A 15,583-nucleotide genomic window follows, 5' to 3' on the forward strand; every position below is an offset into this window, starting at 1 on the left:
TTCGAATCCGGTCGGGGGTACGCAGACAGAAGAAGCCCTTCCCCACCGGGGAGGGCTTTTTTCGTGCTGCGGTACTGCACTGCCGTGGCGTTGTGGGGCAGCCACCGTGAGGACATCAACTCCGGCCGTTCGCTGCGGCGTTGAAGCGATCGGCCGGGGGAGTCGGTGTGGGGGTCAGCTGGTGCGGCGCAGTGCCTCGGACAGGCGGCCGGCCGCGTCGATGACCGCCTGGGCGTGCATCCGGCCCGGGTGGCGCGTCAGACGCTCGATCGGTCCCGACACCGAGACCGCGGCGACCACGCGGTTCGAGGGCCCGCGCACCGGCGCCGAGACGGACGCGACGCCCGGCTCACGCTCGCCGATCGACTGGGCCCAGCCCCGGCGCCGTACCCCCGACAGGGCCGTCGCCGTGAAGCGGGCGCCCTGGAGGCCGCGGTGCAGGCGCTCCGGCTCCTCCCAGGCCATCAGGATCTGGGCCGAGGAGCCCGCCTTCATGGTCAGCGTCGAGCCGACCGGGACCGTGTCCCTGAGACCCGACAGGCGCTCCGCGGCGGCGACACAGATACGCATGTCGCCCTGGCGGCGGTAGAGCTGCGCGCTCTCGCCCGTGAGGTCGCGGAGGTGGGTGAGCACCGGGCCCGCCGTCGCGAGGAGGCGGTCCTCGCCCGCGGCCGCGGCCAGCTCGGCCAGCCTGGGGCCGAGAATGAAACGGCCCTGCATGTCACGGGCCACCATCCGGTGATGTTCGAGTGCCACGGCGAGGCGATGTGCCGTGGGCCGTGCCAGTCCGGTCGCCGCGACCAGTCCCGCGAGGGTGGCCGGACCGGACTCCAGTGCGCTCAGGACAAGGGCTGCCTTGTCCAGAACGCCGACGCCGCTACTGTTGTCCATGCAACGATACTCGCGTCTCACTCTGTGAAACGCAAGTTCAATTTTCCGTGGAACGCGCCACCCTGGTATACACAGCGGCCCGTATCCAAGGGCCCGGCGACCAATGCCCGAGAACAGCAGCGGCGAGTGAGCCGAAGGGGCGCGCCGGTGTCGAGCGGCCGAACGCGCGGAGGCCCGCAGGGTCGAGCACGATCGGCCGCTCGACACCGGCTGGAGCGCCCCGAAGGCGAACGAGCCAAACAAAGGGGAAAGCGATGGGTAGGACACTCGCGGAGAAGGTCTGGGACGACCACGTCGTCCGGCGCGCGGAGGGCGAGCCCGACCTTCTCTTCATCGATCTGCACCTGCTGCACGAGGTGACCAGCCCCCAGGCCTTCGACGGTCTCCGTCAGGCGGGGCGCCCCGTGCGCCGGCTCGACCTCACCATCGCCACCGAGGATCACAACACCCCGACCCTCGACATCGACAAGCCCATCGCGGACCCGGTCTCCCGCGTCCAGTTGGAGACGCTGCGCAAGAACGCCGCCGACTTCGGCGTGCGCCTGCACTCGCTGGGCGACGTCGAGCAGGGCGTCGTCCACGTCGTGGGCCCGCAGCTGGGCCTGACCCAGCCCGGCACCACGGTCGTGTGCGGGGACTCCCACACCTCCACGCACGGCGCCTTCGGCGCGCTGGCGTTCGGCATCGGCACCTCCCAGGTCGAGCACGTGCTCGCCACCCAGACACTGCCGCTGGCCCGCCCCAGGACCATGGCCATCACGATCGACGGCGAACTGCCCGAGGACGTCACGGCCAAGGACCTGATCCTGGCGGTCATCACGAAGATCGGTACGGGCGGCGGCCAGGGATACATCCTGGAATACCGCGGCTCCGCCATCGAGAAGCTCTCGATGGAGGCCCGGATGACCATCTGCAACATGTCGATCGAGGCCGGCGCCCGCGCGGGCATGATCGCCCCCGACGAGACCACCTTCGCGTACATCGAGGGCCGCGCCCACGCCCCCCAGGGCGAGGACTGGGACGCCGCCGTCGCGTACTGGAAGACCCTCAAGTCGGACGAGGACGCGGAATTCGACGCGGAGGTCGTCATCGACGCCGCCTCCCTCGCGCCGTTCGTCACCTGGGGCACCAACCCCGGGCAGGGCGCACCGCTTTCGGCGACGGTCCCCGACCCGGCTTCGTACGAAGACGCTTCGGAGCGCTTCGCCGCCGAAAAGGCCCTGGAATACATGGGGTTGACCGCCGGACAGGCGCTGCGCGACATCAAGGTCGACACCGTCTTCGTAGGTTCGTGCACCAACGGCCGTATCGAGGACCTGCGCGCCGCCGCGGCGATCGTCGAGGGCCACAAAGTCGCCGACGGCGTACGGATGCTGGTGGTCCCCGGCTCCGCGCGCGTCGGTCTGCAGGCCGTCTCCGAGGGCCTGGACCTGGTCTTCAAGGAGGCCGGCGCCGAATGGCGGCACGCGGGCTGCTCGATGTGTCTGGGCATGAACCCCGACCAGCTGGCCCCCGGCGAGCGCTCCGCGTCCACCTCCAACCGCAACTTCGAGGGCAGGCAGGGCAAGGGCGGCCGTACGCACCTGGTGTCGCCGCAGGTCGCCGCGGCCACCGCGGTCCTGGGCCATCTGGCCTCCCCCGCCGACCTGTCCGACGCCGACGTCCGTACGCCCGCTGGAGTCTGAGAACCATGGAAGCATTCACCACGCACACCGGCCGGGCGGTGCCGCTGCGCCGCAGCAACGTCGACACCGACCAGATCATCCCCGCCCACTGGCTCAAGAAGGTGACCAGGGACGGCTTCGAGGACGGGCTGTTCGAGGCCTGGCGCAAGGACCCGTCCTTCATCCTCAACCAGCCCGAGCGCACGGGCGCCACGGTCCTGGTCGCGGGACCCGACTTCGGCACCGGATCCTCGCGCGAGCACGCCGTGTGGGCGCTGCAGAACTACGGCTTCAAGGCCGTCGTCTCGTCCCGCTTCGCGGACATCTTCCGCGGCAACTCTCTCAAGAACGGCCTGCTCACGGTGGTTCTGGAGCAGAAGATCGTGGACGCGCTGCAGGAGCTCACCGAGAAGGACCCCCAGGCCCCGGTCACGGTCGACCTGGAGGCCCGTGAGGTGCGTGCCGAGGGCATCACGGCCGCCTTCGAACTCGACGAGAACGCCCGCTGGCGGCTGCTGAACGGGCTGGACGACATCTCCATCACCCTGCAGAACGAGGCGGACATCTCGGCGTACGAGGCCAAGAGGCCCTCCCACAAGCCGCGCACCGTTCGGATCTGATCCGGCCCCAACCCGCAAGGCTGATTCCGGCCAGGACAACAGGCCTCTGTACCCCCAATCGTGGACGGTTGGGGGTACCTCTGTGTCCGCCTTCGGAAGGGGCCTTCCGGCCTTTGTGATTGGCTTCAACTACCCTTGTTTCAAGGGCCTTTGCTGGGGTAGCCGAGTCCCGGCAGATCCTTGTGCGCAGGTGCGCGGGAGGCCCTCGGGAGGTGGCAGTTACCCCCTGCGCAGGCGACAACTCGCCCCAGATGGCACAATCTGTGCATGGAACACGACGGCCAACTCGAGCTCTATGCGGCGGTCGCGTCCCAACTCAAGGAAGCGCACACAACAGTGCGCGCACTGCAAGTCCCGGAGGGCGTACGAATGGCGCTGACCCGGAAGCTGCTGGTCATTACGGCCGTGGCCAAACACGATCTCGCCGATGCGACAAGGCGTCTGGAGCGGTTCACCGCGGACCTCGACGACGGCCGAATCCCCGAAGAGGAACGCTGAGGAACTTGGCGACAGCCCCAGTTCGTTGCGGCACAAGGGTGATTAGCCCGTTTCGTGTTTGATTTGCGGTATATATCTGCCTAACGTGCGAAAAAGCTTGAACACTTTCGTTCTGGCAATGTCTCCGAAGGGGAAGACGTGAACAAGGCGCAGCTCGTAGAAACGATTGCCGACAAGGTCGGCGGGCGTCAGCAGGCCGCGGACGCGGTCGACGCCGTACTGGACGCCATCGTGCGTGCGGTGGTCGGCGGGGACCGGGTCTCGGTCACCGGCTTCGGTTCCTTCGAGAAGGTGGACCGTCCGGCCCGTTACGCCCGTAACCCGCAGACCGGGGAGCGTGTTCGGGTCAAGAAGACCTCCGTGCCGCGTTTCCGCGCGGGCCAGGGTTTCAAGGACCTGGTGAGCGGTTCGAAGAAGCTCCCGAAGAACGACGTCGCGGTCAAGAAGGCGCCCAAGGGCAGCCTGAGCGGCGGCGCCTCGGCCACGGTCAAGAAGGCCGCGGCGAAGAAGGCCACCACGGCCAAGAGGGCGACGGCCGCCGCGAAGAAGACCACGGCCCGCGGCGCGGCTGCGAAGAAGACCACGCCGGCCGCCAAGAAGACCACGGCCACGGCCAAGAAGGCGACCGCGAAGAAGACCTCGGCGGCTGCCAAGAAGACCACGGCCAAGAAGACCACCGCCAAGAAGGCGGCGGCGAAGAAGGCCCCCGCGAAGAAGGCGGCGGCCAAGAAGGCCCCGGCCAAGAAGTCGGCGGCACGCACGACCACCGCCAAGAAGGCCACCGCCCGCAGGTAGACAGGGGCGCAGGGCACAACGCGCCGGGCCGGGCTCCTCCGTGGGAGCCCGGCCCGCGGCGTTTTTCGGGGAAGTCGAAGGTCAGAACGTTTGCAGGGTCACCAGGGTGATGCGGCGGCCGTCCTTCTCGCCCTCGCTCCCGGCCGTGCCCTCCACCTCGATCCGTACGCGCTGCCCCGGACGGAGCAGTCTGAGGCCGCCCCTGTCGAACGCCGGGGCGTCGAAGGGCACCGGGGTCCCGTCGTCCAGCAGCACTTGGCCGGTGCGGGTGTCGGGGTCGTATGTGTACGCGGTCGCCTGCATGGGGGAAGGGTATGCGGTGCCTCGGTCGACCCGGAGACGGCTCGGGCGGCTCAGGCGGCTTTGAGGCGTTCGACGGCCGACGCCGTGCGGGGGCCCACTCCCAGCGCCAGCGCCGCGCGCAGGTCCGCGCCCGTATCCACGTCCTGGCGTACGGAATCCACCGCGGTCAGGAGAAGTTCCGCGGCACCCGAGGCGCGATGGCGGGCGCGGGAATCCGTGCCGAAAGCGGGAAGCAATTCACGGTCCGGGGCCGCGGCCAGCAGAGTGGTGCCGAATCCGGCGGCATCTGTGAGGAAAGCGCGAGGGAATTCGGCGGCCGCGGTGAGCACGCGGGCCAATTCCAGCGGGCGCAGAGCGGGCAGATCGGCGTTCAGGGCCGCCAGCGGAGTGCGCGGGTTTCTGGTGCGTACGGTCGTCGCCGCGTGCCGCAGGGCGGCGTTCAGGCCGCCCTCGGGCTCGTCCGGGACGATCCGGGCTCCCAGGGCGGCCAACTCGCGCCCGGCCAGCGCATCGCCCGTGACTACTGCCACATCCGCCACTCCCGGGCAGGCCAGTGCCGCCGTCACCGTGTCCTGCGCGAAGGCGAGGGCCAGCCCCGGGCGCAGGCCGTCGGCCGCGGTGTCCGAGAGCCTGCTCTTCGCCCGAGACAGGGCTTTGAGGGGTACGACCAAGATCCACTGCACGAGCGTTCCGTCCCTTGCTTGTCGCGCCCATTGTCACCCGGAGACCGGATCCGGCCCGAGGGCGGGGCGTACGGTGTTCTCGACAGACGGGCGGCCCGGGGCGACACTTGGGCGGCCCCCCAGGCCCAAGAGGAAGGTGTTCGCGTGTCCCGCCGCAGAATCGGCTTCTGGTACCGCTTCGCAGCGGTCCTGTGCAAACCGCCGCTGGTGGTTCTGATCAAGCGGGACTGGCGTGGAATCGAGAACATTCCTGCTGAGGGCGGATTTATCACCGCGGTGAACCACAATTCACACGTGGACCCGTTCGCGTACGGGCACTTTCAGTACAACACCGGCCGGGTTCCGCGTTTTCTCGCCAAGAGCGGGCTTTTCAAGTCGGGTTTCGTGGGGGCGGCCATGCGGGGGACCGGGCAGATCCCGGTGTACCGCGAGAGTTCCGACGCGCTCAGCGCCTACCGGGCCGCGATCGAGGCCGTGGAGCAGGGGGAGTGCGTCGCCTTCTATCCCGAGGCCACCCTCACCCGTGACCCCGGCCTCTGGCCGATGACCGGCAAGACGGGGGCCGCGCGGGTCGCGCTGCAGACCAGGTGCCCGGTGATTCCGGTGGCCCAGTGGGGCGCCAACCACCTGCTGGCCCCGTACGCCAAGAGACCCGACCTCCTTCCGCGCAAGACGCACCATGTGCTCGCGGGCCCGCCCGTGGACCTCTCGCGCTTCTACGACAAGGAGATGACCGCCGAGCTCCTGCGGGAGGCGACCGAGGTCATCATGGCCGCGATCACCACGCAGCTGGAGCTGATCCGCGGCGAGAAGGCGCCGGCCACGCGGTACGACCCGCGCCGGGTGCGCAGAGAACAGCGGCGCAGGACGCGGGAGCCCGAAGCCCAGGACGAGCGAGAAGTCCAGGACGAGCTGGAGTTCCGGGACGACCAGGAATCTCGGAATGAGCGGGACGGGCGGAACGAACAGAACGAACAGAACGAGCAGAACGAACAGAACGGGCAGGAAAAGACCGCGCAGGATGTGCGGGAAAAGCCTGTGCGGGACGAGCAGGAAAAGACCGTGCAGGCAGGGGCCGTGCGGGAAATGACCGAGGCAGAGCACGAAAAGAGGCACGGCAAGTGACGACATCCGGCAGGCCCGTCAAGGCGACCGTCTTCGGGACCGGATCGTGGGGCACGGCCTTCGGCATGGTGCTCGCCGACGCCGGGTGCGACGTGACGCTGTGGGGACGGCGGGCCGAACCCGTCGAAGCGGTCAACTCCACGCGTACGAACCCCGATTACCTGCCGGGCGTCGAGCTCCCGGCGAACCTGCGGGCCACCACGGACGCCGCCGAGGCCGCCCACGACGCCGACTTCACGGTGCTCGCCGTGCCCTCGCAGACGCTGCGCGAGAACCTGGCGCAATGGGCGCCGCTGCTCGCGCCCGGCACGGTGCTCGTCTCCCTCATGAAGGGTGTCGAACTCGGCTCCGCGATGCGGATGAGCGAGGTGATCGAGGACGTCGCGAAGGTCGGCGCCGACCGGGTCGCCGTGGTCACCGGGCCCAACCTGGCCCGTGAGATCGCCGCCCGCATGCCGGCCGCCGCCGTGGTCGCGTGCAGCGACGAAAAGGTGGCCCAGCGCCTCCAGGCCGCCTGCCACGCGCCCTACTTCCGTCCGTACACCAACACCGACGTGGTGGGCTGCGAGCTCGGCGGCGCCGTCAAGAACGTCATCGGGCTCGCGGTCGGCATCGTGGACGGCATGAAACTCGGCGACAACGCCAAGGGTTCCCTCATCACCCGCGGTCTGGCGGAGACGACCCGGCTGGGGCTCTCGATGGGCGCCGACCCGCTGACGTTCTCCGGGCTCGCGGGCCTGGGCGACCTCGTGGCGACCTGCTCCTCGCCGCTCTCGCGCAACCACACCTTCGGCACGAACCTCGGCAGGGGCATGACCCTCCAGGAGACCATCGCGGTCACCAAGCAGACCGCCGAGGGCGTCAAGTCCTGTGAGTCCGTACTGGACTTGGCGCGCCGGCACGGAGTCGACATGCCCATCACGGAGACCGTCGTCGGCATCGTCCACGAGGGCAAGCCGCCGGTCGTGGCCCTCAAGGAACTGATGTCGCGCAGCGCCAAGTCCGAACGGCACTGAGACGTGTGCGAACGGCATCCGGTCGGCACCGAGACGTGTCCGGTCGACGCTGAGCGACCGTCCGGGCGACGCTGAGCGACCGGACCCCACGGACGCTGACTCGGCGCACTGCCAACGGGTACTCTCAACCCGATATGAGCACCGACAACCTCCCCCAGAACACCGAGCAGCAGCTCCGCAAGCCGCGCGTGGCCGTCGTGTTCGGCGGCCGCAGCTCCGAACACGGAATCTCCGTGGTCACCGCCGGCGCGGTCCTGAGCGCCATCGACCGTACGAAATACGACGTACTGCCGATCGGCATCACACAGGACGGCCGCTGGGCGCTCACCGCGGACGAGCCGGAGCGCATGGCGATCGTCGACCGACGCCAGCCGAACGTCGAACAGCTCGCGGAGTCGGACGAGGGCGGCGTGATCCTGCCCGTCGACCCCGGCAACCGCGAAGTGGTCTACAGCGAGCCGGGTTCGGTTCCCAAGGCGCTCGGCGAGGTCGACGTCGTCTTCCCGATGCTGCACGGCCCGTACGGCGAGGACGGCACCCTTCAGGGCCTGCTGGAGCTCTCCGGTGTCCCGTACGTCGGTTCCGGTGTGCTCGCCTCGGCCGTCGGCCAGGACAAGGAGTACATGAAGCGGGTGTTCACCTCCTTCGGGCTGCCGGTCGGCCCGTACGTGGTGATCCGGCCCCGTGACTGGGAGCAGGACGAGCCGGCGGCCCGCAAGAAGATCGTCGACTTCGCGGGGGAGCACGGCTGGCCGCTCTTCGTGAAGCCCGCGCGCGCTGGGTCCTCGATCGGCATCACCAAGGTCGAGGACCTGTCCGGCCTCGACGAGGCGATCGCGGCGGCCCGGCACCACGACCCGAAGTTCCTGGTGGAGGCGTTGCTGCGCGGTCGCGAGATCGAGTGCGGGGTCCTGGAGTTCGAGGACGGGCCCCGGGCCTCCCTGCCGGCCGAGATCCCGCCGGTGCAGTCGCACGCGTACTACGACTTCGAGGCGAAGTACATCGACTCGACGCCCGGCATCGTGCCCGCCCCGCTGACCCCCGAGCAGACCGCCGAGGTGCGGCGCCTCGCCGTCGACGCCTTCGAGGCCGCGTCCTGCGAGGGTCTGGTCCGCGCGGACTTCTTCCTCACGGAGGACGGCGAGTTCGTGATCAACGAGATCAACACGATGCCCGGCTTCACGCCCATCTCCATGTACCCCAAGATGTGGGAAGCCACGGGAGTGCCCTACCCGGAACTGGTGGACCGCCTGATCCAGGCGGCCCTGCGCAGGCAGACGGGCCTGCGCTGAGCCGACGCCCCACAAGGGGCGCGGGGAACGGCGCAGTCTTTTGTCTTCTGGGGGCGCGGAGAACGGCGCAATCTTTTGTCTTTTGGGGGCGCGGGGAACGGCGCAATCTTTTAAGGGGCGCGGGGAACGGCGCGACCAGCCACGACCGGCCCGCACCCGACAAACGACCACAGCGATCTCAGTCTGCGATCCCTGTCGGGATCGTCTTCTTGATCGCTCCGGCCAGATCGACGAGTACCGAGGACGTGTCCCGCCCGGAGGGCACCGTCACCTCGACGTACGCCAGCCGCTGCGCGGAGGTGAAGCGGGTCGACCCGTCGTCCCGCTTCTCCATCAGCCACCCGACGCCGTTCACCCCGCCGCCGATCGCGTCGGGATCGTTGCCGTCGGCCACCTTGGGATCGACCATCTTCGCGGGCCGCGGCACCCCGCAGCGCAGTATGATCGCCGGGCTTCCCCAGCCCGCGGTCAGTGCTGACCGGGGCTCGGGATCCTTCCGATCGAGACCGTCCACCTTCCGTGGCAACGACGTGTCCAGTTTCTGACACAGCTTGGTGGCTTTCGTGCCCGGACGGGGAACCGAGGTCGGGGCGCCGTCGTCTGCTGAGGAGCAGCCAGTGGCGGCGATCAGCAGAACGAGGGCGGGCAGCCCGATCGAAGAAGCACGCCGGTGACGGAAGAGGTCCACCGGCCCAGCGTAGACGGGGGCTACAGGTGCACGACCGGGCAGGTCAGGGTACGAGTGATGCCGTCCACTTGCTGGACTTTCGCGACCACCATGCGGCCGAGTTCGTCCACTGTGTCGGCTTGGGCCCGCACGATCACGTCGTACGGCCCTGTGACGTCCTCGGCCTGTATCACCCCCGAAATCTTGCTGATCGTGTCGGCGACGGTCGACGCTTTGCCGACCTCCGTCTGGATCAGGATGTACGCCTGTACCACGGAACCTCCAGGGCGGCCACGAGGATCATGTGGGGAAAAGGAACGCCACGGTATCGCGTCGCCGCACGCCAGGGGGAGACCCGCGGGGGCGGGGGCTTGCGCGCCATGGTGCACGAACCGCACAGGTTGACGGTCCACTCGACCGTACCGAGGCCGCAGGCGGCCCGCGACCGGGCGGAAGCAGCAACAGGAACAGAAGCACGTGAAGGTCATGAAGGTCATGAAGGTCACGAAGGGAACAGGTGAGACTCGGTGAAGGGAACCGTGGGTGAGTTGGGGGAGTTCGGGCTCATCAAGGAGCTCACCTCCCGGCTCACCACCACCCCGGCGGTACGCGTCGGGCCGGGCGACGACGCGGCCGTGGTGGCCGCCCCGGACCGCAGGGTCGTGGCGAGCACCGACATCCTCCTGGAGGGGCGGCACTTCCGGCGCGACTGGTCCACGGCGTACGACGTCGGGCGCAAGGCTGCCGCGCAGAACCTCGCGGACATCGCCGCCATGGGCGCCGTGCCGACCGCGCTGCTGCTGGGCCTGGTCGTCCCGGCCGAACTGCCCGCCACCTGGCCCTCCGAGCTGATGGACGGCCTGCGCGACGAGTGCCAGGTCGCGGGCGCAGCGGTGGTCGGCGGAGACGTCGTACGCGGCGACACCATCACCGTGGCCATCACCGCGCTCGGCGATCTGCGCAACCACGAGCCGGTGACCCGGGCCGGCGCCCGGCCCGGCGACGTGGTCGCCGTGACGGGCTGGCTGGGCTGGTCCGCGGCCGGGCACGCCGTGCTCTCCCGCGGCTTCCGCTCGCCGCGCGCCTTCGTCGAGGCCCACCGGCGCCCGGAGCCGCCGTACCACGCGGGCCCCGCGGCCGCCGGGCTCGGCGCGACCTCCATGACGGACGTCAGCGACGGGCTGATCGCCGACCTCGGGCACATCGCCGAGGCCAGCAAGGTGCGCATCGACATCCGCTCCGGCGCCGTCGACATCCCCACGCAGATGAACGACATCGGGCAGGCCGTCGGCGTCGACCCGATCCAGTGGGTGCTCACCGGCGGCGAGGACCACGCGATCGTCGCGACCTTCCCGTCGGACGTGAAACTGCCCGCCCGCTGGAAGGTGATAGGCGAGGTCCTCAACCCGTCGGCGCTGCCCCAGGTCACCGTCGACGGGGCGCCGTGGACGAGCAAGGGCGGCTGGGACCACTTCGGGGACATCGAGTCATGAGCACCGCGCCCCGTGTCCCCCCGTTCTCCCCGTCCAGTGTCACCGCGCCCCGTGTCGCCCCGCCCCGGGTACTGACGGTCGCGGGTTCCGACTCCGGTGGCGGGGCCGGGATCCAGGCCGACCTGAAGACCATGCTCGCGCTCGGCGTGCACGGCATGAGCGTGCTCACCGCCGTCACCGCGCAGAACTCCCTCGGCGTACAGGGCGCCTGGGAGCTGCCGGTGGAGGCGGTGCGCGCCCAGTACCGCAGTGTGGTCGACGACATCGGCGTCCAGGCGGTCAAGACCGGCATGCTCGCGTCCGCCGAACTCGTCGAGGCCGTCGCCGAGTTGATCGGCGGCACGCACGCGCCCGTCGTCGTGGACCCGGTCGGTGTCTCCAAGCACGGAGACCCCCTGCTCGCCTCGTCCGCGCTGGACTCCGTACGGACGAAGCTGCTCCCGGTGGCCACGGTGGCGACGCCGAACCTCGACGAGGTGGCCCAACTGACGGGCGTACGGGTCGAGTCGGCGGACGGGATGCGGCGTGCGGCGGCGGCCGTGCTGTCGTACGGGCCGGCCTGGGCGCTGATCAAGGGCGGCCACCTGAGCGGGGACGCCGTGGACTTCCTCACCGACGGCTCCGACGAGGTCTGGCTGCGCGCGCCCCGGTTCGACAACCGGCACACTCACGGCACGGGGTGCACGCTGGCCAGCGCGATCGCCTCGGGGCTCGCGAAGGGGCAGACGGTGCCGGACGCGGTCACGGCGGCGAAGGAGTACGTCACCGGGGCGATCGCGGCCGGGTTCGCGCTCGGGGAGGGGATCGGGCCGGTGGATCACGGGTGGCGGTTCAGGGCGGACCATGGTCCCGGAGCGAACGACGGCCGCGACGGTCACGACGCGGACGGCACGGATCCCGCGTAGGCGGCCCGAGTGCAGCGCGTAGGCGGTCCGAGTACAGCAAAAAGCCGATCCACCGAGAGGTGGACCGGCTTTGAGCAGCGAACCAGCAGTGGCCGCGCGCTAGCAGAACGTCAGCGCGAGACCTTGCCGGCCTTGATGCACGAGGTGCAAGCGTTCAGGCGCTTCGGCGTCCCGCCGACCACGGTACGGACGCGCTGGATGTTCGGGTTCCAGCGACGGGACGTACGGCGGTGAGAGTGCGAGATGCTGTTGCCGAAGCTCGGCCCCTTGCCACAGACGTCGCAGTTGGCAGCCACGGGTCACTCCAAAGACTTCAGATGCTCTTACGGTTGATCCCGGCATGCCGGGATCAGGATCGTAGGATCTGAGTGGCGCTGCCAGGGGAAAGGCCCGATGAGATCGGGCAACCGGAGCAGCATACAACGACTGCGTCCGTACAACGAAACTACCATGTCCGGCGCGGAGGCCCGTCCCGGCCCTCTTCCGGCGGAGACCTGGCGCAGGCCATGGCACGGACCCGCCCTGGGGCTACGCTGCGTCGGACATTCGGCTGCTCAAGGGGGCGCAGGTGCCGCAGGTGCCGCAGACATTGGACGCATCCGCGGTACGCGCCTGGTGCGGGCTCGCGCTGGAGGCCCTCGGCCGCGCGCGCGAGGAGATCGACGCGATCAATGTCTACCCCGTCGCGGACGGGGACACCGGCACCAATCTCTACCTGACCGTCGAGTCGGCGGCGGCGGCGGTCGAGGCGGTCTTCGCGGCGCACGCCGTCGGACCCGGCACCTTTCCCCGTGATCCGGAGGCCGAGCGGCGGCCCACGCTCGCCGACGCGGTGCGGGCCATGGCGCACGGCGCGCTCATCGGGGCGAGGGGGAACTCCGGAACGATTCTGGCGCAGCTCCTGAGGGGCATGGCCCAGGTGCTCGCCGCCGACAGCGGCACCGCGCACGCCGACGGGCAGGGGCTGCGGCTCGCCCTGCGGCGCGCGGCCGACGCGGCCAGGGAGGCCGTCGCGCACCCGGTCGAGGGGACGGTCCTCACGGTCGCCTCGGCCGCCGCCGACGCTGCCGACGCCGACGCCTCGGGCCCGGAGGCGGACTGTGCGGCGGTCGCCCGGACCGCGTACGAGGGTGCGCGGGCGGCGCTCGCGCGGACCCCTGGGCAGCTGGCGGTACTGGAGCGGGCCGGAGTGGTCGACGCGGGCGGACGCGGGCTCGTGGCCGTGCTGGCGGCGCTGGTGGAGACGTTCACGGGCGAGGCTCCCGTGGCGTGGGCGGTGCCGGTACTCGCGCCCCACGCGCGCGTGGAGCCCGACCCGGACCTGTCGACACTTTCCGCGGGGGAGTGCGCCGCGGGCGCCGGGGCCCCGGAGGAGAGCGGTCCCGAGTTCGAGGTGATCTACCTCCTGGAGGCGGCCGACACGGCCGTGGCGCGGCTGCGCGACCGGCTCGACGCGCTCGGGGACTCGCTCGTCGTGGTGGGCGGGGACGGACTGTGGAACGTCCATGTGCACGTCGACGACGCCGGCGCGGCCGTGGAGGCGGGGGTCGAGGCCGGCCGCCCCCACCGCATCCGGATCACCCACTTCGGGCCGGCCGACGCGCACACGACGGGCTCGACCGTCCGGCCGCTGCGGGAGAGGGCACAGCGGGCGGTCGTGGCCGTCGTCCCCGGGGAAGGTCTCGCGCGGCTCTACGCGGAGGCCGGGGCCACCACCGTCCTGGCGCGTCCCGGGGAGCCGCCGGCGAGCGGGGAACTCGTCGAGGCGGTACGGCGGGCCCACGCGCTCGAAGTGGTGCTGCTGCCGAACGACGCCGAGCTGCGGCACACCGCGGCCGCGGCGGTGGAGCAGGCCCGTACCGAGGGTGTGAGGGTGGCGCTGATCCCCACGCGCTCCGCGGTGCAGGGGATAGCGGCGCTCGCCGTGCACGAGCCCGAGAGGCGCTTCGACGAGGACGTGGTGGCGATGACCTCGGCCGCGGGCGCGACCCGGTACGCCGAGGTGGAGGTCGCGGAGCGGCAGTCCTGGACCATGGCCGGCATCTGCCAGGCCGGCGACATCCTCGGCCTCATCGAGGGCGACGTGGCCGTGATCGGCTCGGACGTCACGGCCACCGCCGAGACGGTCCTGGACCGGATGCTCGCGGCGGGCGGCGAGATGGTCACCCTGGTCCTGGGCGACGAGGCCCCCGACACGATCGCGAGCCACCTGGAAGCCCGCGTCCGGGAGTCGTACCTGGCCGTGGACACGGTGGTGTACCGGGGAGGCCGCCAGGGAGCGCTGCTCCTGATCGGCGTGGAGTAACCAACGGCTCCGGCGCCCCGTCAGGGCCGCGTCGGATCAGATGGACGGCATCCGCGCCCCGTAAGGGGTGGGGGACACGCGCGCGAACTGGCCCGGCCCCATCAGGGGCGCGGGGAACTGCGCGCCCAGCCACAGCGGACCCGCAGCCGAGGAACGGCCGCTCGAAACGGCCGATCCCCGGCGGGAGCGCCTACGAGCCCGACTCGGCAGCTCGCAACAACCGCTCCGCCTCGGCACGACGAGAGACCACCGTCTCGTCGGAGCCGGAGCCGGAGCCGCCCTCGTCGGTGTCGGCATACGCGGCAAGTACCGCACGCGCGCGTGCCGCCGCCCGGTCCGGGTGTTCCAGGTCGGCCTCCAGCCAGCCCGCGGCGAGCTGCGCACCCGTGCGGCTGTGGAGCGCGTCCTCGCCGAGCGACAGGAAGCCGGAGACGGCCAGTGCGAGGTGGGCCAGCGCCTCCTCGAACAGGGCGCTGATCGTGTCGTCCTCGGCGTCGGCGGGCACGGAACGGGCGACCAGGTCACCGAACTGCCGATGCGTGTGGGCGAGTTCGGACATGAGCCGGCCGCGTGCCTCGTCGTCCTCGGGCACGGCGGCCTCGCAGGCGCGGACCGCCCTGCTCATCAACTCCCGTGCCGCGTCGAGCCCCGCGAGCCCCGTGTCCTCCGGCTCCTCCCCGTCCTCCTCGTCCCGCTCGTCCCGTACGCGCACCGCGAGCCACGCGCGGGCCCGCAGCGAGCGGATAAGACCGTGGTCGTTGCCGAGGGTCCCCCACAGCTCGCCGGCGCGCTCGTAGGCCCGCTCCGCCTCGGGGAGCAGCCCCGCCTGGCCGAGGGCGTCGGCGGCGAGGTGGGCGAGCGTGGCGTGGTCCTGCTGCTCGGGCCACTGCCGGGCGATGTCGGCGGCCCGGAGCCAGTGTTCGGCGGCCCCGCGGTGCTCGCCGAGCTCGGTGAGACAGTCGCCGAGCCACCACCGGGTCTGCACGACCGCCCCGTCGCCGTGGGTCCGCGCGCTCAGTTCCGACAGCGCCGACTCCAGGACCTCCGCGGCCTCCGACCACCGCTCCTGACGCAGCAGGAAGCCGCCCAGCTGATGCCGTGCCCAGGCGCCCAGCGTGGCGCTCTCGCCGCCCTCGTCGGCCCAGTGCGACGCCTCCAGGGCGTGGTCAGCGGCAGGCCCGAACCGCCCGGTGGCACCGAGTATTTCGGCCAGCTGGAGATGCAGCTGCGCATGGCCGGTCGCCTCCACGAAGGGCGCCCCGTGCTCCAGCGCGGCCCTGGCCGCCCGCTCGGCCGTCTCGGCGTCGCCCAGGTGGCGCGCGAGGC

The 15,583-nt window shown here is 70.8% G+C and carries 15 protein-coding genes and 2 pseudogenes; 10 read left to right on the top strand and 7 right to left on the bottom strand.

What is annotated here, in order from left to right:
- Positions 1-174: 174 nt before the first annotated feature.
- A complete protein-coding gene (ndgR, locus tag AOK01_RS31965) occupies positions 175-891 on the bottom strand; it encodes an IclR family transcriptional regulator NdgR (protein ID WP_055517819.1) in 717 nt (238 codons plus the stop codon).
- Positions 892-1,145: 254 nt separating this feature from the next.
- Between ndgR and leuC the strand changes: the two genes are divergently transcribed.
- The 4 genes from leuC to AOK01_RS31985 all read left to right on the top strand — a co-directional run bounded on the left by leuC (position 1,146) and on the right by AOK01_RS31985 (position 4,468).
- On the top strand, positions 1,146-2,576 hold the full coding sequence (gene leuC, locus AOK01_RS31970) for a 3-isopropylmalate dehydratase large subunit (RefSeq protein ID WP_055517821.1): 1,431 nt from the start codon (positions 1,146-1,148) through the stop codon (positions 2,574-2,576).
- A gap of 5 nt (positions 2,577-2,581) precedes the next feature.
- Complete coding sequence (gene leuD / locus AOK01_RS31975) at positions 2,582-3,175, top strand: 3-isopropylmalate dehydratase small subunit (RefSeq protein WP_055517824.1); 594 nt, start codon at positions 2,582-2,584, stop codon at positions 3,173-3,175.
- A gap of 267 nt (positions 3,176-3,442) precedes the next feature.
- Positions 3,443-3,673: an SCO5555 family protein gene (locus AOK01_RS31980; protein ID WP_055517826.1), complete on the top strand. Its 231-nt coding sequence runs from the start codon at positions 3,443-3,445 to the stop codon at positions 3,671-3,673.
- A gap of 138 nt (positions 3,674-3,811) precedes the next feature.
- Complete coding sequence (locus AOK01_RS31985) at positions 3,812-4,468, top strand: HU family DNA-binding protein (RefSeq protein ID WP_055517827.1); 657 nt, start codon at positions 3,812-3,814, stop codon at positions 4,466-4,468.
- A gap of 81 nt (positions 4,469-4,549) precedes the next feature.
- On the opposite strand, the gene AOK01_RS31990 is transcribed toward AOK01_RS31985, so the two are convergent.
- A complete protein-coding gene (locus AOK01_RS31990; RefSeq protein WP_055517829.1) occupies positions 4,550-4,771 on the bottom strand; it encodes a hypothetical protein in 222 nt (73 codons plus the stop codon).
- A 50-nt stretch (positions 4,772-4,821) separates the two neighbouring features.
- A complete protein-coding gene (gene cofC / locus AOK01_RS31995; RefSeq protein ID WP_055517831.1) occupies positions 4,822-5,454 on the bottom strand; it encodes a 2-phospho-L-lactate guanylyltransferase in 633 nt (210 codons plus the stop codon).
- Positions 5,455-5,598: 144 nt separating this feature from the next.
- Here cofC and AOK01_RS32000 point away from each other — a divergent pair.
- From AOK01_RS32000 to AOK01_RS32010, 3 genes and pseudogenes are all read left to right on the top strand, one after another.
- Positions 5,599-6,342 (top strand): annotated as a pseudogene (locus AOK01_RS32000) (lysophospholipid acyltransferase family protein); the annotation flags it as partial.
- 233 nt (positions 6,343-6,575) lie between these two features.
- On the top strand, positions 6,576-7,595 hold the full coding sequence (locus AOK01_RS32005) for an NAD(P)H-dependent glycerol-3-phosphate dehydrogenase (RefSeq protein ID WP_079103930.1): 1,020 nt from the start codon (positions 6,576-6,578) through the stop codon (positions 7,593-7,595).
- A gap of 134 nt (positions 7,596-7,729) precedes the next feature.
- Positions 7,730-8,887 (top strand): D-alanine--D-alanine ligase family protein, encoded by a 1,158-nt coding sequence (locus tag AOK01_RS32010; RefSeq protein WP_055517834.1) that lies wholly within the window; start codon positions 7,730-7,732, stop codon positions 8,885-8,887.
- A 178-nt stretch (positions 8,888-9,065) separates the two neighbouring features.
- Here AOK01_RS32010 and AOK01_RS32015 read toward each other — a convergent pair whose 3' ends face one another.
- Positions 9,066-9,575: a DUF3515 domain-containing protein gene (locus AOK01_RS32015; protein WP_055517836.1), complete on the bottom strand. Its 510-nt coding sequence runs from the start codon at positions 9,573-9,575 to the stop codon at positions 9,066-9,068.
- 20 nt (positions 9,576-9,595) lie between these two features.
- The gene (locus AOK01_RS32020; RefSeq protein ID WP_055517838.1) at positions 9,596-9,829 is read right to left on the bottom strand and encodes an Lrp/AsnC ligand binding domain-containing protein; all 234 of its coding nucleotides are present in this window, start codon (positions 9,827-9,829) and stop codon (positions 9,596-9,598) included.
- Positions 9,830-10,081: 252 nt separating this feature from the next.
- On the opposite strand from AOK01_RS32020, the gene AOK01_RS32025 reads away from it, so the two are divergent.
- Complete coding sequence (locus AOK01_RS32025; protein WP_055517840.1) at positions 10,082-11,047, top strand: thiamine-phosphate kinase; 966 nt, start codon at positions 10,082-10,084, stop codon at positions 11,045-11,047.
- Positions 11,044-11,952 (top strand): bifunctional hydroxymethylpyrimidine kinase/phosphomethylpyrimidine kinase, encoded by a 909-nt coding sequence (thiD, locus tag AOK01_RS32030; RefSeq protein WP_245702508.1) that lies wholly within the window; start codon positions 11,044-11,046, stop codon positions 11,950-11,952. Before AOK01_RS32025 ends, thiD begins: the two co-directional genes overlap by 4 nt.
- Before the next feature lie 110 nt (positions 11,953-12,062).
- Here the strand turns inward: thiD and rpmB are convergent, their stop codons facing one another.
- Complete coding sequence (gene rpmB, locus AOK01_RS32035; RefSeq protein WP_055517842.1) at positions 12,063-12,248, bottom strand: 50S ribosomal protein L28; 186 nt, start codon at positions 12,246-12,248, stop codon at positions 12,063-12,065.
- Positions 12,249-12,520: 272 nt separating this feature from the next.
- On the opposite strand from rpmB, the gene AOK01_RS32040 reads away from it, so the two are divergent.
- Positions 12,521-14,257, top strand: a complete 1,737-nt coding sequence (locus AOK01_RS32040; protein ID WP_055517845.1) for a DAK2 domain-containing protein — start codon at positions 12,521-12,523, stop codon at positions 14,255-14,257.
- A 190-nt stretch (positions 14,258-14,447) separates the two neighbouring features.
- On the opposite strand, the pseudogene AOK01_RS32045 reads toward AOK01_RS32040, so the two are convergent.
- Positions 14,448-15,583 (bottom strand): annotated as a pseudogene (locus AOK01_RS32045) (tetratricopeptide repeat protein); the annotation flags it as partial.

The organism is Streptomyces aurantiacus (assembly GCF_001418335.1).
In the GTDB taxonomy this organism is placed as follows: domain Bacteria; phylum Actinomycetota; class Actinomycetes; order Streptomycetales; family Streptomycetaceae; genus Streptomyces; species Streptomyces aurantiacus.

Bases quoted from the DNA above. Each gene is read 5' to 3' on its own strand.
- leuD (WP_055517824.1), top strand. From the start codon at position 2,582: ATGGAAGCATTCACCACGCACACCGGCCGGGCGGTGCCGCTGCGCCGC.
- AOK01_RS31990 (WP_055517829.1), bottom strand. From the start codon at position 4,771: ATGCAGGCGACCGCGTACACATACGACCCCGACACCCGCACCGGCCAA.
- thiD (WP_245702508.1), top strand. From the start codon at position 11,044: ATGAGCACCGCGCCCCGTGTCCCCCCGTTCTCCCCGTCCAGTGTCACC.
- AOK01_RS32010 (WP_055517834.1), top strand. From the start codon at position 7,730: ATGAGCACCGACAACCTCCCCCAGAACACCGAGCAGCAGCTCCGCAAG.
- ndgR (WP_055517819.1), bottom strand. From the start codon at position 891: ATGGACAACAGTAGCGGCGTCGGCGTTCTGGACAAGGCAGCCCTTGTC.
- leuC (WP_055517821.1), top strand. From the start codon at position 1,146: ATGGGTAGGACACTCGCGGAGAAGGTCTGGGACGACCACGTCGTCCGG.
- AOK01_RS31980 (WP_055517826.1), top strand. From the start codon at position 3,443: ATGGAACACGACGGCCAACTCGAGCTCTATGCGGCGGTCGCGTCCCAA.